This is a genomic window from Thalassotalea loyana, from assembly GCF_030161435.1.
GTDB classification, from domain to species: Bacteria; Pseudomonadota; Gammaproteobacteria; order Enterobacterales; family Alteromonadaceae; genus Thalassotalea_G; species Thalassotalea_G loyana.
In genome coordinates, this window is sequence record NZ_BSSV01000004.1 from 212,037 (window position 1) to 234,444 (window position 22,408).

Annotated in this window: 20 protein-coding genes; 2 read left to right on the forward strand and 18 right to left on the reverse strand. The window is 41.9% G+C overall.

Translation table 11 applies throughout. From position 1 onward, the window contains the following. Positions 1-25 precede the first annotated feature (25 nt). Positions 26-262 carry a DNA gyrase inhibitor YacG gene (yacG, locus tag QQK05_RS10765; RefSeq protein WP_284298429.1) on the forward strand — a complete coding sequence of 79 codons (237 nt, stop codon included), beginning with the start codon at positions 26-28 and terminating at the stop codon, positions 260-262. Positions 263-310: 48 nt separating this feature from the next. Here the strand turns inward: yacG and mutT are convergent, their stop codons facing one another. The 3 genes from mutT to QQK05_RS10780 form a co-directional block, all read right to left on the reverse strand. Next, positions 311-703 carry an 8-oxo-dGTP diphosphatase MutT gene (gene mutT / locus QQK05_RS10770; protein ID WP_284298431.1) on the reverse strand — a complete coding sequence of 131 codons (393 nt, stop codon included), beginning with the start codon at positions 701-703 and terminating at the stop codon, positions 311-313. 108 nt (positions 704-811) lie between these two features. Further along, positions 812-3,511: a preprotein translocase subunit SecA gene (gene secA, locus QQK05_RS10775; RefSeq protein WP_284298433.1), complete on the reverse strand. Its 2,700-nt coding sequence runs from the start codon at positions 3,509-3,511 to the stop codon at positions 812-814. Positions 3,512-3,611: 100 nt separating this feature from the next. Then, the gene (locus tag QQK05_RS10780; RefSeq protein WP_284298435.1) at positions 3,612-4,514 is read right to left on the reverse strand and encodes a M23 family metallopeptidase; all 903 of its coding nucleotides are present in this window, start codon (positions 4,512-4,514) and stop codon (positions 3,612-3,614) included. A gap of 89 nt (positions 4,515-4,603) precedes the next feature. On the opposite strand from QQK05_RS10780, the gene QQK05_RS10785 reads away from it, so the two are divergent. Then, on the forward strand, positions 4,604-5,008 hold the full coding sequence (locus tag QQK05_RS10785; protein WP_284298437.1) for a DUF721 domain-containing protein: 405 nt from the start codon (positions 4,604-4,606) through the stop codon (positions 5,006-5,008). Between the two features lie 77 nt (positions 5,009-5,085). Here the strand turns inward: QQK05_RS10785 and lpxC are convergent, their stop codons facing one another. The 15 genes from lpxC to rsmH all read right to left on the reverse strand — a co-directional run bounded on the left by lpxC (position 5,086) and on the right by rsmH (position 22,400). Further along, complete coding sequence (gene lpxC, locus QQK05_RS10790) at positions 5,086-6,003, reverse strand: UDP-3-O-acyl-N-acetylglucosamine deacetylase (RefSeq protein WP_284298439.1); 918 nt, start codon at positions 6,001-6,003, stop codon at positions 5,086-5,088. 124 nt (positions 6,004-6,127) lie between these two features. Continuing rightward, the gene (gene ftsZ, locus QQK05_RS10795; RefSeq protein ID WP_284298441.1) at positions 6,128-7,297 is read right to left on the reverse strand and encodes a cell division protein FtsZ; all 1,170 of its coding nucleotides are present in this window, start codon (positions 7,295-7,297) and stop codon (positions 6,128-6,130) included. A gap of 68 nt (positions 7,298-7,365) precedes the next feature. Further along, complete coding sequence (gene ftsA / locus QQK05_RS10800) at positions 7,366-8,601, reverse strand: cell division protein FtsA (RefSeq protein ID WP_284298443.1); 1,236 nt, start codon at positions 8,599-8,601, stop codon at positions 7,366-7,368. A 3-nt stretch (positions 8,602-8,604) separates the two neighbouring features. After that, complete coding sequence (locus QQK05_RS10805; RefSeq protein ID WP_284298444.1) at positions 8,605-9,372, reverse strand: cell division protein FtsQ/DivIB; 768 nt, start codon at positions 9,370-9,372, stop codon at positions 8,605-8,607. Between the two features lie 2 nt (positions 9,373-9,374). After that, the gene (locus QQK05_RS10810; RefSeq protein WP_284298446.1) at positions 9,375-10,301 is read right to left on the reverse strand and encodes a D-alanine--D-alanine ligase; all 927 of its coding nucleotides are present in this window, start codon (positions 10,299-10,301) and stop codon (positions 9,375-9,377) included. Further along, positions 10,301-11,749 (reverse strand): UDP-N-acetylmuramate--L-alanine ligase, encoded by a 1,449-nt coding sequence (murC, locus tag QQK05_RS10815; protein ID WP_407704884.1) that lies wholly within the window; start codon positions 11,747-11,749, stop codon positions 10,301-10,303. Before murC ends, QQK05_RS10810 begins: the two co-directional genes overlap by 1 nt. Further along, positions 11,746-12,831: an undecaprenyldiphospho-muramoylpentapeptide beta-N-acetylglucosaminyltransferase gene (murG, locus tag QQK05_RS10820; protein ID WP_284298450.1), complete on the reverse strand. Its 1,086-nt coding sequence runs from the start codon at positions 12,829-12,831 to the stop codon at positions 11,746-11,748. The genes murC and murG overlap by 4 nt, the downstream gene beginning before the upstream one ends. Then, a complete protein-coding gene (gene ftsW / locus QQK05_RS10825) occupies positions 12,831-14,003 on the reverse strand; it encodes a cell division protein FtsW (protein ID WP_407704888.1) in 1,173 nt (390 codons plus the stop codon). The genes murG and ftsW overlap by 1 nt, the downstream gene beginning before the upstream one ends. An 8-nt stretch (positions 14,004-14,011) precedes the next feature. Beyond that, positions 14,012-15,367 (reverse strand): UDP-N-acetylmuramoyl-L-alanine--D-glutamate ligase, encoded by a 1,356-nt coding sequence (gene murD, locus QQK05_RS10830; RefSeq protein WP_284298454.1) that lies wholly within the window; start codon positions 15,365-15,367, stop codon positions 14,012-14,014. Between the two features lie 13 nt (positions 15,368-15,380). Further along, on the reverse strand, positions 15,381-16,463 hold the full coding sequence (mraY, locus tag QQK05_RS10835; protein WP_284298456.1) for a phospho-N-acetylmuramoyl-pentapeptide-transferase: 1,083 nt from the start codon (positions 16,461-16,463) through the stop codon (positions 15,381-15,383). After that, positions 16,463-17,863 (reverse strand): UDP-N-acetylmuramoyl-tripeptide--D-alanyl-D-alanine ligase, encoded by a 1,401-nt coding sequence (locus QQK05_RS10840; RefSeq protein ID WP_284298458.1) that lies wholly within the window; start codon positions 17,861-17,863, stop codon positions 16,463-16,465. Before QQK05_RS10840 ends, mraY begins: the two co-directional genes overlap by 1 nt. Then, positions 17,860-19,401 (reverse strand): UDP-N-acetylmuramoyl-L-alanyl-D-glutamate--2,6-diaminopimelate ligase, encoded by a 1,542-nt coding sequence (locus tag QQK05_RS10845; protein ID WP_284298460.1) that lies wholly within the window; start codon positions 19,399-19,401, stop codon positions 17,860-17,862. The genes QQK05_RS10840 and QQK05_RS10845 overlap by 4 nt, the downstream gene beginning before the upstream one ends. Then, on the reverse strand, positions 19,394-21,145 hold the full coding sequence (locus QQK05_RS10850) for a peptidoglycan D,D-transpeptidase FtsI family protein (protein WP_284298462.1): 1,752 nt from the start codon (positions 21,143-21,145) through the stop codon (positions 19,394-19,396). Before QQK05_RS10850 ends, QQK05_RS10845 begins: the two co-directional genes overlap by 8 nt. Next, a complete protein-coding gene (ftsL, locus tag QQK05_RS10855; protein ID WP_284298464.1) occupies positions 21,142-21,456 on the reverse strand; it encodes a cell division protein FtsL in 315 nt (104 codons plus the stop codon). The genes QQK05_RS10850 and ftsL overlap by 4 nt, the downstream gene beginning before the upstream one ends. Before the next feature lie 2 nt (positions 21,457-21,458). After that, positions 21,459-22,400 (reverse strand): 16S rRNA (cytosine(1402)-N(4))-methyltransferase RsmH, encoded by a 942-nt coding sequence (gene rsmH / locus QQK05_RS10860; RefSeq protein WP_284298466.1) that lies wholly within the window; start codon positions 22,398-22,400, stop codon positions 21,459-21,461. Positions 22,401-22,408 lie beyond the last annotated feature (8 nt).

A 22,408-nucleotide genomic window follows, 5' to 3' on the forward strand; every position in this document is an offset into this window, starting at 1 on the left:
TAGTTTTATTTCATAGGATCAAACAATGACATTGATCGTAGATTGTCCAACCTGTAAAACAAAAGTCACTTGGCAGCCCGAAAATGAGTTTCGACCTTTTTGTTCAAAACGCTGTCAATTGATTGATTTAGGTGAGTGGGCAGACGAGAGCAATAAAATCTCTCAGCAAGTTACGCCCGAAGTTGAAATGACTGAAGAAATGTTAGATGCACTTGAAGGTGAGTTTTTACAACACAACAAATTTTTTGTAGAGCCCGAGTAGCGTTTCAGAGTATAAATCCCCTGAATATACACAGGGGATTTACATTAACTAATCGTGATATTTTGCTAAGGCTTCCAAGATATCAACATTCGCATTTGGAAAGTCGAGCGCTAGCATTTCCTGATAGCTAAACCACCCTTCTTCCTGCCCTTCTTGCGCTTGTGGTTCATTATTAAAATTATCGACGACAAAGACCTCAAGTTTAACATGCTTATCACCATAATCATGTTCAATCGTTATAAGTGGTATACAGCTTAAAACATCAATGGCAACTTCCTCTTCAAGCTCTCTATGAAGTGCTTGATAAACACTTTCACCACTCTCAACCTTACCGCCTGGAAATTCCCATTTACCGCCTTGGTGGGTACCTTCTAAACGCCTAGTTAAGAAATACTGTTCACCACTTTTAATTACACCAACAGCAACGTGGACTAATGACATATATCGTCCTATTTAATTTTCGAGTAGAAAGCCTGACATTAATTACGTCCGGCCTGACATAAAAATGCCAGTCAAAGACTGGCATTAAGATTCATTAACAAAGTCGTTTTAGGTTAACTTACCACAACATTGTTTGTACTTCTTACCTGAACCACAAGGACATGGATCGTTTCGACCAACTCGCGGCTGACGCTGTTGAACCGTTGCTGGTTCAGCTTCCTGATGGTTATATTCCTTAGGCGCTTCTTCGGCTTTTCTATGTTGCTCTTCTACAGCTTCAACATCAGACTCTTCACGGATTTGAACCTTAGAAAGAATACCGACTACATCAAATTTCAAGTTTTCAAGCATCTCTGAGAATAGATCAAATGATTCACGCTTGTATTCTTGCTTTGGATTTTTCTGTGCATAGCCACGTAAATGTATACCTTGACGCAAGTGATCCATCGCTGCTAAATGCTCTTTCCAGTGAGAGTCTAAGCTTTGAAGCATAACGGCTTTTTCAAACTGACGTAAGACTTCTGGGCCCACTGCTTTTTCTTTCTCAGCGTATTGTTCATCAGCTATTTGAATAATCTTTTCACGCAATGTTTCTTCATGCAGCTTTTTATCTTCTTCTAGCCATTGAGCAATTGGTAAATCTAGCGTTAATTCACCTTTTAAGCGCTCTTCTAAGCCTGGTACATCCCACATCTCTTCTAAAGACTGAGGCGGAATATGTTGACTGATAATGCCATCTAAAACGTCATGGCGGATAGACTCAATAACATCTTCGATTGACTCTTCATCCATCAACCCATTACGTTGTTCATAAATAACTTTACGTTGGTCGTTTGATACATCGTCAAACTCAAGTAATTGTTTACGAATATCGAAGTTACGGCCTTCTACCTTGCGCTGCGCATTTTCAATTGAGCGCGTTACCCAAGGGTGCTCAATTGCTTCACCGCGCTCCATACCAAGCTTACGCATCATATTTGCAATACGTTCAGAAGCGAAGATACGCATTAAGCCATCTTCCATTGAAAGGTAGAAACGTGTTGAACCTTTATCACCTTGACGACCAGAGCGACCACGTAATTGGTTATCTATACGACGAGACTCATGGCGTTCTGTTGCGATAATATGTAAGCCACCAAGCTCAAGCACTTTGTCGTGCTGCTCTTGCCATTCTGCTTTCACTTTCTCAATTTGTTCTTCTGTTGGGTTTTGTAACTTAGCAATCATAGAATCCAAGTTACCACCCAACACGATATCTGTACCACGACCAGCCATATTGGTAGCAATAGTTACCGCACCAACTTTACCTGCATCAGCAACGATTTCAGCTTCTTGTGCGTGGAATTTTGCATTCAGTACTTTATGCTTAATCTTCGACTTTTTCAGGAAGCTAGATAAGAATTCAGAGGTTTCGATACTGATTGTACCAACTAAGACAGGCTGACCACGATCAACACAATCTTTGATGTCTTCTAGAATCGCTTCAAACTTTTCTTCTTGAGTAAGGTAAATCAAATCGGCGCGGTCATCACGAACCATAGGCTTGTTGGTTGGAATGATTACCGTCTCTAAACCGTAAATATGATTGAATTCAAATGCTTCGGTATCAGCTGTACCTGTCATACCCGCTAGCTTGTCGTAAATACGGAAAAAGTTTTGGAATGTAATAGACGCTAATGTTTGGTTTTCATTTTGAATATTTACACCTTCTTTTGCTTCAACAGCTTGGTGTAAACCTTCAGACCAACGACGGCCTTCCATTGTGCGGCCTGTATGCTCGTCAACAATGACAATTTCATTGTCTTTAACAATGTAATCGACGTCTTTTGTAAATAATTTGTGAGCACGTAATGCGGCCATTACGTGGTGTAAAATAGAAATGTTCGCAGCAGCGTATAAAGATTCGCCTTCTTGAATTAATCCAAGTTTCTGCATCAATTCTTCGACACGTACCTGACCACGTTCAGTCAAGTATACTTGTTTTGATTTTTCATCAACGGTGAAGTCACCTTCAACAAAGTCTTCTGACTGACCTGTTTCTTCGTCTTTGTCTTCTTCACTCTGTTGCTCAAGCTCTGGCACAATGCCATTCACTTTTTTGTATAGTTCAGAGCTATCTTCAGCGGCACCTGAGATAATCAATGGTGTTCTTGCTTCATCAATTAATATTGAGTCGACTTCATCAACAATTGCAAAGTTAAGTGGGCGCTGAACACGCTCACTTGGAGAAAACGCCATATTGTCACGAAGATAATCAAAGCCAAACTCATTATTCGTACCGTAGGTAATATCGGCTTGATATGCGTCTTGCTTGTCTTGCCCCATCATGCCAGGAATATTACAGCCAACGGTTAGGCCTAAAAATTCAAACAATGGGCGTGACCAATCGGCATCACGCTTTGCTAGATAGTCATTGACGGTAACAATATGAACACCTTTACCTGACAACGCATTCAAATATGCAGGTAATGTTGCAGTTAAGGTTTTACCCTCACCTGTGCGCATCTCAGCGATTTTACCTTGGTTTAACACCATACCGCCGATCATTTGTACGTCGAAATGACGCATACCAAATACGCGTTTACTTGCCTCTCTAACAACTGCGAATGCTTCAGGCAAAATAGCCTCTAGGCTTTCACCATTTTTAACTCGCTCTTGAAACTCAGCGGTTTTCGCTCTTAATTCCTCATCACTGAGTGCTTCAAACTCAGATTCTAGCGCATTTATTTTTTTAACATCTTTACGCATTCGTTTGATAAGTCGGTCATTTCGACTACCAAAAATTTTTGTTGCTAACTTTAAAAACATCTTGTCAAACCATGTTGTGAAGAGGAATCTCTACAATTTGCATTATTAAAAATAAAAATGATCGGTAAAAACCGATCACATAATCTCGTTTATGTAATCGCTATTTCGCTTTGCGATATACGTACTTAATCGGGTTAATCTGCTTGTTATTTCGCAGAATTTCATAATGTACATGAGGTCCGGTTGAACGTCCTGTACTACCCATTTGTGCAATGACCTCGCCTTTGTTTACGACATCACCCACGTCTACCAAAAGTGTTTTGTTATGGCCGTAGCGAGTTTTCATTCCATTACCATGGTTGATTTCCACTAAATTGCCATAGCCATATCTTTCACCAGACCAACTTACTACGCCGGAAGCGGTTGCTATAACGGCAGCCCCTTCCTTGCCGGCAAAGTCAACTCCCTTATGAAGTGCTGGCTTACCTGTAAATGGATCTTTTCTCGTTCCGTAATAAGAAGAAAGCCAACCTTTCTTTATCGGACGACCAGATAAATAACTTGTATTAGTTATATGGTGACCCAAAGTCAAAGATTCAAGCATTTTAAGTTGTTTTTCTTCATGATCAAGCTCAGATTGCAACTGAGTCATTTCATTTAGAAGTTGAGCGAGAGATTTACCGGGAGGTGGCGACGATTGCATTGGCCCACCGCTTGGTGGCGCAGCTTCGAAATTGAATTCTTTTTCAGGTATTTCATTTTCATCAGCAAGGCGTTCACCCAACGCATTTAAACGTAAAACTTGGCTTTGCAATTCAGCTAGTTTCATCGTTAATGCGGTGATTTGTGCTTGGTCTTGCTTACTTGTCGGCAACGGTTTTGCTGGCGCTTTTGCCAACTTTGGTAACGTACTCTGGATAGGTTCGTCATTCGAAGTAATAACCAGGTGTAAAACAGCGCCAGAAACAAGAGCGAATGCAGCCAGTGCAGACAGCCAATGTAATTTATTTAACTTGACATTAAATCTAACGTTTTTTCCACGATATAGTAGTGTTAAACTCATAAAATAACTTTCTTACTTCTTATGCAATGTACCGAAAAACAAAGCAACCCGTCGATTTATCATCTCTGTTTGATTCTTCAAAGGGCACTTTGGCACAAATTGCTTCAAAAACCAACTCTTTAGCCTGTTTATCTGACATAGTTTCAGATATCTGCCCAGATATTCCACTCGATGCGTGGCACCTTGGCAATATTAAAGAAGACACCATTGTCATCGAAGTTAAATCGTCAGTATGGTCTCAACGGTTTCAATTTGAGCGCTTTCAAATTGCGCAGGCATTTAGCCAACAAACTCATGGCAAAATTTCAAAAGTAGAAATTTCTGTTATGCCATTTTTAAACAAAGCGCCAGTCAAAAAGCCAGAAGTTGAAAAACCTCAAAAACAAATGTCGAAACAATCGGCTTCGGAACTCATTGAAGTCGCAAAGAATGCACCAGATGGTCTAAAACAGAAACTAGAACGATTAGCGGCTCATGCCAACAAATCAAAATAATGACTAGCTAAATGTAGTCCAATACCAGCCTCATAAACTAAAAAAACCGCTGATTAGCGGTTTTTTCTTAATCCTTGTTAAATAACTGAAGGATTTACTTCTTGGTATGTAATAGGCGACGGCGCATCTTCTTCATACGTAACCCATTCCCATGCGTCAGTACGTTTGAATACTTCTCGCAATAAAATGTTATTTAACGCATGGCCAGATTTAAATGCATTAAGTTGACCTAAAATACTTACGCCACCCATGTATAAATCACCGATTGCGTCTAAAATTTTGTGTTTTACGAATTCATCGTCGTAACGCAACTCATCAGGGTTAAGCATGCGGTACTCATCAAGTACGATAGCATTCTCTAAACTCCCGCCTAACGCTAGGTTGTGCGAACGTAAAAACTCGATATCTTTCATAAAGCCAAACGTTCTTGCACGTGAAATTTCTTTCACAAACGAGCAGCTCGATAAATCCATTGTCATGGTTTGCGTTGTATTAGCAATAACTGGGTGATCGAAGTCTATCGCAAAATTAACTTTGAAACCTTCATAAGGTGTTAACTCAGCCCACTTATCACCTTCTTCAACACGAATTGGTTTCGTGATTTTCAAGAAACGTTTCGGTGCATTTAAGGTTTCAATACCTACTGACTGGATCAAATATACAAAAGGTAGTGAACTGCCATCCGTAATCGGAATTTCAGGCGAATCTACGTCGACAATTAAATTGTCTAAGCCCATCGCTGAAACTGCAGCTAGCAAATGCTCAACGGTAGAAATTTGAACACCTTGCTCGTTAACTAAACAGGTACACAGCGTCGTCTCACCCACAGCTTCTGGAGTGGCTTTAATATCAACAACAGGATCTAGATCGACACGACGAAATACAATACCAGTATTCGCAGGAGCAGGACGGAGAGTGATCTGCACCTTCTCGCCTTTGTGTAACCCCACACCGATTGCTGAAACGCTATCTTTTAAAGTACGTTGTTTAGTCATTTGTTACCTTTTCGCTTCAATAGCTTTGCAAAATACAAAGCAATTACCCCGCCAAAATTTAGCGGTCGCATAATATAACAGATCCAACCAGTAAGATCAAAACTTAACCGATTGGCCTAATTTTTTAGTCAGCCTGCTTACGTAAGAACGCAGGAATGTCTAAGTAATTATCAAGCTCTTGCGCTGTCACTTTTTGTGGCTGTACTTGAGCATTTGGCTCAGCCATCGTTACTGGCGCTTGTGCCGTCTCAGGTTGTGGGCTAGGAACAAAATCTCCACCTACTGCTACTGGCTCAACCGCTGGCGCTGGATTAACTAGCGTAATATCAGGCTTGCGCTCTGCGCCAATACCTGTAGCAACAACAGTTACACGAAGTTCGTCGCTCATTTCAGGATCAATTACAGCACCCACTACAACCGTTGCATTTTCAGATGCAAAAGCCTTGACAGCGTTACCGACAGTTTCAAATTCATCAATCGAAATGTCCATGCCAGCCGTAATATTTACTAAGATACCGCGCGCACCTGCCAAATCAACATCTTCTAATAGAGGGCTTGAAATAGCGGCCTCTGCAGCTTCTTCAGCTCGATCTTCACCTGATGCGATACCCGAGCCCATCATTGCCGTTCCCATTTCTGACATCACCGTTCTTACGTCAGCAAAGTCAACATTGATCAAACCAGGACGCGTAATTAATTCAGCAATACCTTGAACCGCACCTAAAAGAACGTTATTCGCCGCTTTAAATGCATCTAATAATGAAGTACCAGGACCTAAAACTTTCAATAGTTTTTCGTTAGGTATAGTAATCAATGAATCAACATTCTTTGATAAGAACTCAATCCCCTGGTCTGCGTAGTTCATACGCTTTTTGCCTTCAAACGGGAATGGTTTAGTCACAACAGCAACAGTTAAAATGCCCATTTCTTTTGCAACTTCAGCAACTACTGGTGCTGCACCTGTACCTGTGCCACCACCCATACCGGCAGCGATAAAAATCATATCGGCACCTTCTAGGGTTTGTTTAATTGTTTCACGGTCTTCTTCTGCAGCTCGACGACCAATCTCAGGGTTAGCGCCAGCGCCTAAACCCTTAGTTACGTCACTCCCCATTTGCAATGTAACATTCGCTGAAGAATTTCTCAGTGCTTGTGAATCCGTATTTGCAGTAATGAACTCTACACCTTCGATGGTTTGACTCACCATGTGTTCAACAGCGTTACCACCGCCGCCACCTACACCGATGACTTTTATTACTGCTTCTTCGTTATGTTCTTCCATTAATTCAAACATATTTACTCTCTCCGTTTTTTACAACGTTTCTACCAAAATCAAAATTATTCTTTTACGCCTAAGCGTTATTAAAACTCGCCTTTAAACCAGGCAGTCAGGCGTGACCACAACCCTGTCACACCTTCTGAATCCTTCCCTTCTTTGTTGTCTTGTTCAGCAGCAAGAACGCCGTAATGCAACAAGCCAACAACAGTCGAATACGTCGGATCATTAACGTATTCTTTTAATCCAACCACTTCATGAGGTTGAGCCAAACGCACAGGCATTTGGAAAATTTCTTCAGCAAACTCGATGACACCTTGCATTTTGGCTGCACCACCAGTTAATACAAAACCTGCTGCGATTTGCTCTTCTAATCCCGCTTCACGCAACTCTTCGTGAATAAGCTCAAAAAGCTCCTGATAACGAGGTTCTACAACTTCAGCTAAGGTGTGGCGTGACATTGAACGTGCAGGACGTCCACCTACACTCGGAACTTCAATGTTTTCCTCCATTGAAACCAAGTTTCTTAATGCACACGCATACTGGACTTTAATATCTTCAGCATGACTTAACGGTGTTCTAAAGATTTTTGCAATATCACTCGTTACTTGATTACCTGCAACAGGTATCACCGCGGTGTGACGCAATGCACCACCGGTAAAAACCGAGATATCCATTGTTCCTGCACCAATATCAACAACACAGATACCTAGTTCTTTTTCGTCTTCTGTGACTACCGCATAACTTGAAGCTAAGGCAGAAAAAATCAATTGATCCGCATTCAGTTCACATCGTTCAACACACTTCACTAAATTCTTAGCCATATCATTAGCGCACGTAACAATATGCACTTTGGCTTCCATACGAACACCAGACATGCCAATTGGACTCTTGATACCGTCTTGAACATCAATGCTGAATTCTTGAGGCAATACATGCAATAAACGGCGTTCTGCTGAAATAGGTACCGAACGAGCAGTGTGAATTACATTATCGACATCTTCTTGTGTAACCTCTTTATCATTGATTGGCACCATACCATTTTCATTCTGACAACTAATGTGCTTGCCAGAAATACCAAGATAAACTGAGCTAATATGACAATCAGCCATTAATTCTGCTTCATTAATCGCACGTTTAATCGACTGAATAACGAGGTTTAAGTCGTTAACGCCACCTTTATCCATGCCACGCGACGGCTGATTGCCTACACCAACAATACTTAATTTGTTGTCTGGAGTAATTTCGCCCACCGCGACAGAAATTTTTGAAGTCCCGATATCGAGGCCAACAACCAAATTTCTTTCTGTTACTTTTGCCATTTGTTAAGCTCTTTGTTTCTTATTATCAAGCACAGTTTTGTAGCCTACAGCTAACCCTGTGTCATATCTTAAATCTACATAATCGACTTGTTGATTTTCTTGTTTTTGCTCAATTATTTGAGGGTAAACATCAACAAATCGTTGAATGCGTTCAATTCTGTTTTCACGACCTAAATTTAAGTTAATGCCATCATTTAATGTCAGTTGCCATGAAAAACGCTCGGTTAACACCAACTCATCAATTGCCAAGTCGCTAAACGCTAGCAACTTATTAAAATTCCTAAAGTTTGCTAATGCAGTTTGCTCGCTTCCTTCTGGTCCAAAAAAAGACGGAAGTTTACTCGTAAGGCGCGCACTGTCAGCTTGAAATACTTCACCGTATTGATTAATCAAAAAATCAGCATTCCATAACGCTACCGGTGTCTGATCAACCACATAAATATTCAATGAATTAGGCCACTGTTTACGGACAGAAACCGAGTAAACCCAAGGCAACTTACTCACAACGGCTTGAACTTGGTTAACGTCCAAGTTTATGAAGTTGCTTAAATTTACATTTTCTAATGCTGAGTCAATGTCTGCATTCGTCGTATAAGGCATTTCACCTATTACGGTAATATTTGTTACAGGCACTTTTTCGTCTTTTGACATCTCTTCAACGAAGTAAATACAAAAGCTAATTAAGCCGACAACAACAGCAATGAAAAAGCCAAAGCCTAGCCAAAATGACCAGTGCACAGCTTTTTTATTTGTTGATGTTGTTGCTGTCATCTTTACTCGCTCAACTCTACAATGCGTCTAACTAGTTGGCTGAAACTCAAACCATGCACTTTAGCAGCCTTAGGCACTAAAGATGTTTCAGTCATACCTGGTACCGTATTAACCTCTAAAATCTGCCAAGCTCCTTCTCGATTACGCATAAAATCAACACGCCCCCAACCTGACGTTCCTACCGCTTTAAAGGCTCGTTCAGCCAAATCTCTGAGTACCTTTTCATCATCATCACTTAAACCTGCCGGACAATGATATTGCGTTTCTGTCGATTGGTATTTAGCTTGGTAATCATAAAAATCATTCGGAGTTTGCATATGAATAGCCGGCAACGCTTCGCTGCCCAGTATTGCAACTGTATATTCCAAACCATCAATCCAAGCTTCAACTAATACTTCATCATCAAATTGAAACGCATTTTCTAATGCTGAAGTTAACTCCGCATCAGTCGATGCTATCGACATACCGATACTAGAGCCTTCACACGCTGGCTTAACCATCACTTTTCCACCAAGCGTTTCAAGTACGTGTTTAGCTTCTGCTTCGGTAAACGATGCTTTTTCAACAATGGCAAAAGCGGCCGTTGGTAAACCAACAGATTGAAGAATTTGCTTGGTTTTTATCTTATCCATTGCAAGCGCAGAACCTAAAACACCAGAACCAGTATATGGAATGCCTAAAAATTCAAGTGCTCCCTGTAAACTACCATCCTCACCTCCTCGGCCGTGCAACGCAATAAATACACGGTCAACATTCATTTCGACAAGTCTGTGTAGATCAAAATCTTTGGTGTCGATAAGATTCACGTCACTAAAACCAGCTTCCGCTAATCCCTTCGCAATAGCCTCGCCGGAGGCTAAAGACACTTCACGCTCAGCAGAGTTGCCACCAAATAGTACAGCTAATTTTTGAGTTAATAGGTTGGCCATTATTTGCCCCCCTTAAGATTAAATCGAGCATCTTTAACAAGGTTTCGCGCAACTGCGCCAATATTACCCGCACCTTGAGTAATCACCATGTCGTCAGCGGTTAATTGGTTATCTAACAACTCAGGTAACTCAGTTAAGTCAGAGACATAAATTGGTTCTACTTGACCACGTTGACGAATGCTACGTGCTAAAGACTTGCTATCTGCACCAGCAATTGGCGCTTCGCCAGCACTGTATACATCAAGTAATAACAAACCATCGACCTTCGATAACACCTCGACGAATTCTTCGTATAAATCACGCGTACGTGAATATCTATGTGGTTGAAAAACCATAGTTAATCGTTTTTCTGGCCATCCTTTGCGCATGGCGTCAATAGTCACTTCAACTTCTTTTGGATGATGACCATAGTCATCAACCAATGTAATCTCACCAACTTTCGTTTTTAATTGTGCAAGCTGTTCAAAGCGGCGACCAATACCTTGGAACTGGCTTAATGCACCAATAATTGAGGCATCATCAACACCTTCATCGGTTGCCACAGCAATACTCGCTAATGCATTTAACACATTATGTTTACCAGGCAGGTTTAGTGACACAGATAGATTCTCTTTCCCTTCTCTAATCACTTCAAAACCTGTGACATCCGCTGACTGTTGATAATTCACTGCTCTTACATCAGCGTCTTCACTAAAACCATAAGTAATCACCTGTCTACTGATACGCGGTAATAACTCTCTTACGACCGGGTTATCGATACACACCACAGCTAAACCGTAAAATGGTAGATTATGTAGAAACTCAATGTAGGTATCTTTTAATTTTTCAAAGTCACCTTGATAGGTTTCCATATGGTCTTCATCGATATTTGTAACGACAGCAACCATAGGTTGTAAATGCAAGAATGACGCATCACTCTCATCGGCCTCAGCAATTAAGTAGCGGCTTGTACCAAGACGCGCATTAGTGCCGGCACTATTTAAAAGTCCACCGATAACAAATGTCGGATCTAAATTTGCTTGTGCGAAAATACTAGCAGTTAGACTGGTCGTCGTTGTTTTACCATGAGTACCCGCTATCGCGACACCGTGTCTGAAACGCATTAGCTCGGCAAGCATTTCTGCACGGCGAACAATAGGGACACGCTTTTCTTGTGCTGCAATAATTTCAGGGTTGTTTGTGTCTATCGCGGTAGAGACTACGACAACACTTGCCTGATCAATGTTACTTGCCTTGTGACCGATCTCAACTTGCGCACCTAACCCAGTTAAGCGCTCAACAACAGCATTTCGTGCAATATCAGATCCCGAGATCTGATAGCCTTCATTCAATAGAACCTCAGCAATGCCACCCATGCCTGCGCCACCAATGCCTACGAAATGAATGCGTTTTACACGGCGCATTTCTGGCACTTTAATTGGGGCGTTTTTATTCATTTGTGTACTCATTTTTTATAAAACCCTGCGCAAATATCAGCGACTTTAATCGTTGCATCAGCATGAGCTGCATCATGGGCAGCTTTAGACATACTCTCAATGACTTTGTCCGAGATAAATAAACTATTTAGCATTTGCGCTAATTGCGTACTGGTTAAATCTTTTTGTGGCAGCAGCTTAGCAGCCCCTCGATCAACCAAATACATAGCATTCTTTGTTTGATGATCATCAACGGCATGCGGTAACGGAACAAAAATCGCCGGTGTCGCAGCCATTGCTAATTCAGATACAGTTAATGCACCCGCTCGACAAATCACAACATCAGCCCATTGGTAAGCTTCCGCCATATCATCAATAAATTCTGTCACTTTAAAGTTTTCTATCGGTAGTTCACTTTTCTCGTAAGCTTGTTCAACTGCCGATAAATGACCTTTACCGCTTTGGTGCCAAACCTGAATATTTTGTACCTTAATTTGAGCAAGGGATTGCGGCACTGTATCGTTTAAAATCTTTGCACCTAAACTACCACCAACAACTAATACTTTTTTCGTTTCACTCGCCTGCTCAGGGATACTCGGTTCAAGCTCAACAATATCTCTACGTAGCGGATTACCGACGACCATCGCCTTTTTATGGCTTGCAAATGCACCTGGAAAAGCGGCTAACACACTAGACGCCATTTTCGCTAAATAGCGATTTGTCATGCCTGCGACAGCATTTTGTTCATGTAAAACTAAAGGCTTACTCATTAACCACGCCGCAACACCACCTGGTGCACTCGCGTAGCCTCCCATGCCTAATACAACATCAGGTTGTACTTTTCTTATGATCTTACAAGACTGAATAACCGACTGCATGATCTTAAATGGTGCCTTAACCAGTTCAGACCAACTTTTGTTTCGAACACCCGCAATATTGATAAATGAAATATCAAAACCATGTGCCGGCACGATGTCAGCCTCCATTCGGTCAGACGTGCCTAACCAATGCACTTGCCAGCCTTTTTCTTGTAAAGCTTGTGCTACAGCGATACCCGGGAAGATGTGCCCGCCAGTACCACCAGCCATAATTAAAATTGTAGGACGTTTTGCCACTACTTACGCCCTCCTTTACTCGTTGCTTGAATACTCTGCAACCTAATTTCATGATCGATGCGAATTAAAACAACAAACGCCAACGTCATAATAATCATCGAACTACCGCCGTAACTAATTAACGGCATTGTTAAACCTTTTGTTGGCACGATTCCCGCGCTAGCACCTATATTTACTGCGGTTTGAAAGCTCATCCAAATACCAATTGAAAATGCAAAAAAGCCTTCAAAATATTTTTCTTTCGTAATCGCCTTACGACCTAAATAAAGCGCTTTAAAAACCAACCATAAGCTCAGGCATAAAACGATTGCGACGCCGAAAAAGCCAAACTCTTCCGCTAGAACCGCCATAACAAAATCGGTATGCGCTTCAGGTAAGTATTCAAGCTTTTGAATACTGTTGCCTAAACCTTGTCCTGTGAGCTCACCTCGTCCATACGCCATCAACGACTGTGTTAACTGGTATCCACTACCAAATGGGTCTGCCCAAGGATCTAAGAAACTGGTAATACGACGCCAACGATATTCTTCAAATACCGCTAGGGCGGTAATCGCCATCACACCGACACCTGCAATGGCGATAAATTGCCATAACTTAGCACCGGCCAAGAACAATAAACCAAAAGTCGTCACAAACATCACGATCACGGTGCCCAGATCAGGCTGCATCAACAGCAAGAATGCCAAAACACCAAAGACAATAAGTGGTTTTGCGAAGCCTTTAATATTCTCCATGACTTCTTCACGACGACGCACTAAATAGGCAGCTAAATATGCAAAGAAAAACAATTTTGCAGGTTCCGCTGCTTGCACGGTAATCGGCCCTAGTACAATCCAGCGCTGTGAGCCGTTAACAGTGCGCCCAATAAGTAGAACGAGTACTAATAAACCTATGGCCGCAAGTAACATATAACCGCTTTGTTTCTGCCACTGTGACATAGGAATAAACAACGCCACCGCACCAATAAATAAGCTAAGAACAATGTATACGCCATGCCTGATAACGAAATGGAATGGATTATCAAATAGTCGCTCTGCAACAGGCATCGACGAACTAGCCACCATAATTAATCCGATGGTATACATAGCAACAGCCAACAGTATGTAATGGCGATCGAAGGTAACAGTATTGGCACTTTGTCCTAACCACTTCGGTAGCGCAGGCATATTCATTGCAGAAACTAAGCTTTGCATTGGCTTACCTCCTGCGCTAGTTGAGTAAATGCATTACCACGCTCAACATAGTTTTTGAACATATCAAAACTTGCACACGCTGGTGAAAACAATATTGTGTCACCAGTTTCCGTCATGTTATTGGCAACGGACACCGCTTCATCAAGCGAAGCGACATCTGTAAGCGCTATTGATTGAGGAACAACCGCCGCTAGTAGTGACTTGTCTTCACCAAAAACAATGATGTTATCGATGTGTTTGTTGAGCACTTCGGTTAGAGGAGAAAAGTCTGCGCCTTTGCCTTGCCCTCCGGCAATAAGAATCAGCTTATGCTCATCGTTTGCTAAGCCCTCAATGGCAGCGATTGTTGCACCTACATTCGTTGCCTTAGAATCATTTATCCAATGCTTGCTGTCTGTTGTCATAACACGCTGACATCGATGTGCTAAGCCCTCGAAGCTGGTAAGTGCCTGCACCATCTTATCTAGCGGCCAATTTGCAGCAAAACCTAATGCTAACGCAGCTAAACAATTAACCGCATTATGTTTACCGGTTACCGGCAGTTCATCAGTCGAAATTAATGCTTCACTGCCAAACATTAGGTAGGTTTTGCCCTCGACTTCAGATAAGCCAAACGCACCATCATTTGGCGCAGAAGTGCCAAAACTCAACGTTTTATTGTCGCCATCATAAGCACTGGCTTCATCATCTCGATTAACGACGGCAGTTTGTGTCTGCTGGTAAATACGTTGCTTGATGTTACGGTAATTCGCCATGGTTTTGTGACGATCAAGGTGATCATCACACAGATTAAGCAATGTCGCCGATACTGCATTCATGCTAGCGAGCGTTTCTAACTGAAAACTAGACAATTCTAGCGCTATAAAGTCAATTTCTTGTTCAATAAGATCAAGTGGTGGCACACCGATATTGCCGGCTAACTGTGTGTTAACGCCTAATGCATTACCAATGTGCGCAACTAAACTTACGACGGTTGATTTGCCATTAGAGCCCGTTATCGCAATAGTTGGCGTTTGCTTCAGTCGATAATAAAGCTCGACGTCACCAAACATTTCACATGCAGGTGACACATTATTTTCTATTTCAGAAATAGACGTATCAATACCAGGTGAGACTAAAATAATATCCGCTTTGGCAATTAACTCGGTATCCCACTTGCCTAACACTAGGCCCGCACGCGGAAATTCGTTGATAAAACGTTCTCTATCCACAGCGTTAGCACGTGAGTCATTTAAATCAAAGTTAAGCTGATTATTTGCTAAAAATTTCGCACAAGACATCCCTGAGAGCCCAGCTCCCAGTACGAGTATTTGTTTGTCTTGTAAAAAGCGTAAATCTAGCATTTGTTCTTCTTTTCTAACGGAGTTTTAAAGTTGCTAAACCAACTAATACCAACATCAATGACACAATCCAAAATCGAACGATGACACGTGGCTCAGGCCAGCCTTTTAGCTCGTAGTGATGATGAATAGGTGCCATCCTGAATATGCGCTGACCACGTAATTTATATGAGCCTACCTGCAAAATAACCGATAAGGTTTCAATAACGAACACGCCGCCCATGATAAATAGGACGAGTTCTTGACGAACTAAAACGGCAATAATCCCTAACGTTGCACCTAGTGCTAGCGAGCCAACATCGCCCATAAACACTTGTGCAGGATAAGTGTTGAACCACAAAAACCCTAAACCCGCACCGACAATTGCTGTACACACAACAACAAGCTCAGAGGTTAGTGGTAAATAAGGGATATGGAGATAAGCTGAGAAGTTTACGTTACCGGTCACATACGCAAATACAGCAAAGGCTCCAGCAACAAGCACAACAGGTACAATGGCTAAACCATCCAGTCCATCTGTTAAGTTCACTGCATTACTGGTTCCAACAATAACAAAGTATGTTAGTAAGATATAAAGCATCCCAAGTTGCGGCATTACATCTTTAATAAATGGCAATAATAACGCCGTTTCATTTGGATCTTGAGACATAGCATATAAAAAGATAGCGGTCCCTAAGCCGATTACGGTTTGCCAGAAATACTTCCAGCGAGCTATCAACCCTTTTGAGTCTTTTCTGATCACTTTTCGGTAATCATCGACAAATCCAATAGCGCCGAAGCTTACAACGACAAAGAGTACTGTAAGAACGTAATAGTTACCCAAGTCTCCCCATAACAGGACACTAAAGACAATAGCACCTAAAATCAGTAAACCACCCATAGTCGGCGTTCCTGATTTTGATAGATGGCTCTCTGGACCGTCATCACGTACCGTTTGACCAATTTGCATTTTCTGTAATGCACGAATTAGCTTAGGACCAAAATACAGTGATACCGTTAAAGCGGTTAGTGTTGAGACAATTGCTCTAAACGTGAGGTATGAAAAAACGTTAAAGCCAGAGTAATATTGCGTTAAGTATTCACTTAGCCAAAGTAACATTATGCTTGCTCCTCTGCTGCTAAGTTTGTCTGCCACTCAAGTACGTCTTGTACAACTAACTCCATACGCGCACTGCGTGAACCTTTTACTAACACAGAAATACTTTGCTCCTCATTATTCAAATACTGCTGTAATTGAGCCAATAAGTTGGCCCTATTATCAAAATGAAAACTGTTTTCACCAAATGCATGGCTTGCGGCTTGGCTCAGCACGCCTAACGTAAACAAACCATCAACATTTAATGATTTTGCATATGCTCCGACCTCATGGTGATATTGCCTCGCTTCTTTACCAAGCTCGCCCATATCGCCGAGCACTAAGACTCGTTTGCCTGGTAAGTTCGATAGTAATTCGGTTGCGGCTTTGACCGATTCAACATTAGCATTGTAGCTGTCGTCGATTAATTTAAAGTTAGCTTTTGGTGTATGAACGTTTAAACGACCTTTAGCGGGCACCATATCGATAAGACCAAGACGAATATCATCAACTGTTGCGCCAAACTGAATTGCAATTGCTGCCGCCATCAGGGCATTACAAACATTATGTTTACCAGGAATTGGCAACTCGATGTAACTTGCGCCAGTGGGTGTATTCAATTTAAAACTGGCACAACCGTTGTCATCAATCACAACATCAGTTGGGTAGAAGTCAGATGCTTGGGTACAGGATACTTTTAAGACGTTTTTATCTTCTAAACGCCACAACCATTTACCTGCATAAGGCGTATCTTGGTTATAAATAGCGATTCCAGCTTCATCTAACCCATCAAAGATTTCACCTTTTGCTCTAGCTACGCCACATAAATCACCAAAGCCTTCAAGATGAGCAGCAGCGATGTTATTGATTACGGCGACATCTGGTTTAGTTAAATTAGTTGTGTAAGCAATTTCACCTAAGTGGTTAGCGCCTAGTTCAATGACGGCAAAATCATGCTCTGGTGCTAATCTCATTAACGTTAACGGTACACCAATGTCATTATTGAAGTTCCCGTTAGTTGCAAGCACATTACCTAAACGAGAAAGGATGGCATACACCATTTCTTTAACCGTTGTTTTACCACTACTTCCTGTAATTGCTACCGTTTTTGGTGCCACTTGTGCTTTGATATATGCGCCAATTTGGCCAAGCGCGATACGCGTATCCTCAACCACAACCTGAGCAATATCGATCGACTGCTGTTCACTGACAATAATGGCTCTACAACCTTTGTCTTTTGCTTGCTGACAAAACTTATGACCATCAAAGTTAGGGCCTTTTAAGGCCAGGAAAACATCACCTTCAGTTAAACTACGCGAATCCGTCACGATTGAGTCAATATCATCGATATCAGCTGACGCATTGGCGACAACTGATGTTCCATTCGTGATTTGGGCTAATGTTGCTAATGATAATGGAATCATGATTTTGCTCCGAAATTATCGATATCATTTGCGTAGTAATCACTAACTAACTTACGTTCGTTATAATCAATTTTTTGCTCACCAATGATGATGTAGTCTTCGTGCCCTTTTCCTGCAAGTAGCACAATATCGCCAGCGGCAGCATGGTTTAGTGCGGTGTTTACGGCTTGTGTTCTATCTAACACAATCATGGCTTTCTCTGGCTTAGTTAAACCTTTCAAAATATCAGCCACAATCATCTCTGGCGCTTCAGTTCTCGGGTTGTCATTGGTGATAACAACACTATCAGCATAAGTTTCTGCAACTTCGCCCATTTCACTACGTTTACCTTTGTCGCGATCACCACCACAACCAAAAACAACATGCAGCTTACCTGAACAATGAGCTCGACACGCTTTAAGTGCTTTTTCTAGTGCATCTGGCGTATGCGCATAATCAACTACTGCAGATGGTTTATTCGCTTTGGCAAATAACTCCATTCGGCCATCTATTGCATATAGCTTGCTAACGGCTTTAACAATACTATCCAGCTCAAATCCTAGTGCACTCAAACTTGCGATTGCAGCCAAAAGGTTTTCAACATTAAACTGACCAATTAATGGTGAATTGACTGCGTACTCAGCACTTTCTGTACTTAACGTAAACTGAGTTCCTGCGTCATGACACTCGATATTTGATGCAAATAAATAATGACTATACTGTTTTACCGATTCCGTTGAGCCATAAACGATTAGTGAACGTTGTTGTGAGTGCTTTAGCCACGTTTGAATAAATTCATCATCACCGTTAACCACAGCTGTTTGTGCTGGGTTATCACTAAAAATCGCCAATTTAGCGTTGCCATAAGCTTCCATGGTCTCGTGATAATCGAGATGGTCACGAGATAAATTCGTGAAAACTGCAACATCGAATAAATCAGGCTTTACACGCTTTTGTTCAAGTGCATGTGAAGACACTTCCATTGCAATATGTTTTATACCTTGATTTGCAAAACCAGCAAGCAAGCCAGTCAACTCAGTTGCGCCAGGTGTGGTATTAAGTATTGGGGAAAGCTCAGGAAGCACACCAGCACCATTGGTTCCGATCACGCCACAATTTGATGTTGAAACTGTATTGATTAACTGTGCGATAAGTTGACTAGTACTTGTTTTACCATTCGTTCCGGTAATACCAACAATGTGTAAAGCATCCTGCGGCGCTTGATAATAATGCTGGCAGAGTTCAAATAACTTATCATTGAGTTGATAAAACTGAACAATTATGCCTTTATTTTCAGCTACCGGTTTTTCGATCACGTGGCCGTGTAATTGCTCACTTTGACACTCTGAAATAATCAATTGAGCACCAAGCTCAATAGCTTGTTCAATGTATTGACGACCGTCCTGTGCATGACCAATCACGGCACAAAAAATATCATTGGGCTTGATGACACGTGTATCGTTAACGAGTGCGCCAGTTTGTTGAATATGATGCAACTCAACAGCATCAATATTGAATTGTGCAAGCGCATTTTGAATGTCGTAAAGTGGTTTAGGCATTTCCAGCTCCTCCACTTTGCTTCGCTTCTTTTGCTTCGACAATTCGAGTATGTGCATCTGGTTCAACGTTTAATACTTGAAGCGCGCCTTTCATTACGCGCGAAAATACTGGCGCTGCAATTTCACCACCGTGATACAAATCACCACCTGGTTCATTAATCACAACAACCACAGCTAACTCTGGATTCGAAATAGGTGCTACACCAGCAAATAAACCAACATAATCATTACCGTAACCACCTGGTACAGCTTTAATCGCAGTACCGGTTTTACCACCAACGCGGTAACCATCAACGGCGGCTCGGTTTGCTCCACCTTCAGTGACAACGCCTTCAAGCAATGACACAATTAATCGCGCCTGTTCTTCACCAAAAATACGCTCACCTTGCGGCACCGCATCGCTTTTTAAAATTCTTAATGGGATCTTTACGCCACCATTAGCAAGTGTTGCGTAAAAACGCGCTAATTGAAGCGGGCTGATCGCCAAGCCATAGCCCCAAGACAAGGTCGCTAATTCATACTGTGACCAGCGTGAGCGAGACGACATCATCCCCATGGTTTCACCCACTAAACCTGTACCGGTATCTTCGCCAAACCCTGCATCAAAAAAGCGGTCTAATAAAAACTCTTTGGGTACCGACAAAGCTAACTTTGTGGTACCCATATTTGATGATGTTACTAAGATGTCTTGGAGCGAGAGATTACCTCGATTAATGGGATCACTGACCCGTCTTCCTCCTAATCTCATCCAACCGGGACTGGTATCTATCACCGTGGATTGTTCGGCGGTGCCAAACTCCAATGCTGTCAACATGGACAGTGGTTTCATGGTGGACCCAGGTTCGTACACATCGGTAATCGCTCTATTTCTAAAACGATGAATTGCCGTATTTTTTCTATTGTTTGGATTAAAGGATGGGCTATTAGCCATTGCCAAAATCTCACCGCTGTGAACATTAACAACAACAACTGAGCCAGAAGTGGCTTTAAATGCTCTTACCGCACCTTTTAATTCTTTATAAGCAATCGCTTGAATACGCTGATCAATACTTAACTCAACATTTTGTGGAGGCGTAGCTTCTTCCACCGATAAGATTTCAACTTTACGGCCTTTAGCGTCTTTACGAAAACGCTTTGAACCACTGGTACCTGTTAGCTTCTCATCATATAAACGCTCGATGCCTTCAATGCCTTTATCATCAACATTGGTAAAGCCAACGATATGAGCGCTAATTTCGCCTGTAGGGTAAAAACGTTTTGACTCTTTGCGCAGATGAATACCAGGAATTTTTAATTGCTTGATATAGTCTGCCATTGCGGGTGAAACTTGGCGCTCAACATATAAGAATCGTTTATTTGGATTTTTTACGATACGAGCCGTTAATGAGTTGACGTCTTTACCCAGCACATCAGCTAACGCTTGCCAGTGCTTTTCCATAGCAAGCGCGTTATTTTCCATCACGATTTTCGGATCAGCCCAAACCGTTTCAACTGGCACACTGACTGCCAGTTCATCACCATTTCTGTCGACAATAGAACCACGTTGAACATTTAATTCAGCAATACGCTTAGAGCGACGATCACCTTGCTTTTTGAGCATGTCAGGTTCGATGACTTGAATATAAGCACTACGAGCGGCCAAAACGATATAAACAAGCACAATCACAGCCGCCACGACGTAAAAACGCCATGGTGCGGTGTTTGGTTTAAGCTGTTTATTTCGCTTTGCTGCTACCTTGTTCATGGTAATCTTATAATGACTTCCGATGAGGCACTTGGCCTTTCCATATTTAATAACTTTGACGCTTTACTCTCAATGGCACTGTGTTCCGCCAGAGAGTTCTGCTCTAAAAGCAAATTACGCCATTCAATATCTAATTCGTCTCGCTCTGTGAGCAACACTTCTAATTTACTGGTGGTTAAGCGGTTCAAATGCGTGGTGTAAATCACCGAAAACGCAGACAACACAACCAAAAGTAATAATCCGTATGTAAAAATATGGTGTTGAATGTCATGCCAAATCTCTTTGACAAGCACCACCTTTTTACCCGCCATAGCTAATCAGCTAACCTTTTTGCAACACGCAATACAGAACTTCTTGAACGAACATTTCGCTCAACTTCCGATTTGCTAGGTTTTGCTTTACGGCCAACTAATTCCAGTTTCTTCCCTTTTTGTAATTCCGCTTCCAAAATAGGCATACCACGTGGAGCCTGTTTGCCTTGCGAATGCTTTTTCATAAATTGCTTAACTAGACGGTCTTCTAATGAATGAAAGCTAATCACGACTAATCGACCATCTTGGGCAAGCACCGCTAATGAAGCGTTAAGTACATTTTCAATTTGCTCTAGCTCAGAGTTGATATACATGCGAATGGCTTGAAAGCTTCTTGTCGCAGGGTGCTTTTTAATTTCTTTTTGCGGTGCCGCCGTAGCGATAATTTTCGCTAGCTGACCCGTACGGGTAATTGGCGCTTCTTCTCGCGCATCAACAATGGCATTGGCAATACGCCAACCGAGCTTTTCTTCACCAAAGGTTTTTAATACCCAGCTGATATCTTCAACATCAGCTTTTGCCAACCACTCTTCTGCCGTTTGGCCTTTTGAGGTATCCATGCGCATATCGAGCGGACCGTCTTTCATAAAGCTAAAGCCACGCTCAGGATCGTCTAACTGAGGTGATGAAACACCTAAATCAAGTAAAACACCGTCAATTTTTTTGGTGATATTATGTTTTTCCGCAATTGCTTCAAGCGCTGAAAAACCTTCGTGTTCAATGGTAAAGCGAGAATCATCGGCATACTTTTTAGCCGCTTCAATGGCGGTTGGATCGCGATCAATAGCAATTAAACGACCGTTGTCACCAAGGCGAGATAAAATTAGGCCGGAATGACCGCCTCGACCAAAAGTACAGTCGATATAGCAACCATCATCTTTGATCGCTAGCGCATCTACCGCTTCATCTAGAAGTACGGATATGTGTTTAAATTCTGTCGACATAAGCCTAA

Bases quoted from the DNA above. Each gene is read 5' to 3' on its own strand.
- yacG (WP_284298429.1), top strand. From the start codon at position 26: ATGACATTGATCGTAGATTGTCCAACCTGTAAAACAAAAGTCACTTGG.
- mutT (WP_284298431.1), bottom strand. From the start codon at position 703: ATGTCATTAGTCCACGTTGCTGTTGGTGTAATTAAAAGTGGTGAACAG.
- secA (WP_284298433.1), bottom strand. From the start codon at position 3,511: ATGTTTTTAAAGTTAGCAACAAAAATTTTTGGTAGTCGAAATGACCGA.
- QQK05_RS10780 (WP_284298435.1), bottom strand. From the start codon at position 4,514: ATGAGTTTAACACTACTATATCGTGGAAAAAACGTTAGATTTAATGTC.
- lpxC (WP_284298439.1), bottom strand. From the start codon at position 6,003: ATGACTAAACAACGTACTTTAAAAGATAGCGTTTCAGCAATCGGTGTG.
- ftsZ (WP_284298441.1), bottom strand. From the start codon at position 7,297: ATGTTTGAATTAATGGAAGAACATAACGAAGAAGCAGTAATAAAAGTC.
- ftsA (WP_284298443.1), bottom strand. From the start codon at position 8,601: ATGGCAAAAGTAACAGAAAGAAATTTGGTTGTTGGCCTCGATATCGGG.
- QQK05_RS10805 (WP_284298444.1), bottom strand. From the start codon at position 9,372: ATGACAGCAACAACATCAACAAATAAAAAAGCTGTGCACTGGTCATTT.
- QQK05_RS10810 (WP_284298446.1), bottom strand. From the start codon at position 10,301: ATGGCCAACCTATTAACTCAAAAATTAGCTGTACTATTTGGTGGCAAC.
- murC (WP_407704884.1), bottom strand. From the start codon at position 11,749: ATGAGTACACAAATGAATAAAAACGCCCCAATTAAAGTGCCAGAAATG.
- ftsW (WP_407704888.1), bottom strand. From the start codon at position 14,003: ATGAATATGCCTGCGCTACCGAAGTGGTTAGGACAAAGTGCCAATACT.
- murD (WP_284298454.1), bottom strand. From the start codon at position 15,367: ATGCTAGATTTACGCTTTTTACAAGACAAACAAATACTCGTACTGGGA.
- mraY (WP_284298456.1), bottom strand. From the start codon at position 16,463: ATGTTACTTTGGCTAAGTGAATACTTAACGCAATATTACTCTGGCTTT.
- QQK05_RS10840 (WP_284298458.1), bottom strand. From the start codon at position 17,863: ATGATTCCATTATCATTAGCAACATTAGCCCAAATCACGAATGGAACA.
- QQK05_RS10845 (WP_284298460.1), bottom strand. From the start codon at position 19,401: ATGCCTAAACCACTTTACGACATTCAAAATGCGCTTGCACAATTCAAT.
- QQK05_RS10850 (WP_284298462.1), bottom strand. From the start codon at position 21,145: ATGAACAAGGTAGCAGCAAAGCGAAATAAACAGCTTAAACCAAACACC.
- ftsL (WP_284298464.1), bottom strand. From the start codon at position 21,456: ATGGCGGGTAAAAAGGTGGTGCTTGTCAAAGAGATTTGGCATGACATT.
- rsmH (WP_284298466.1), bottom strand. From the start codon at position 22,400: ATGTCGACAGAATTTAAACACATATCCGTACTTCTAGATGAAGCGGTA.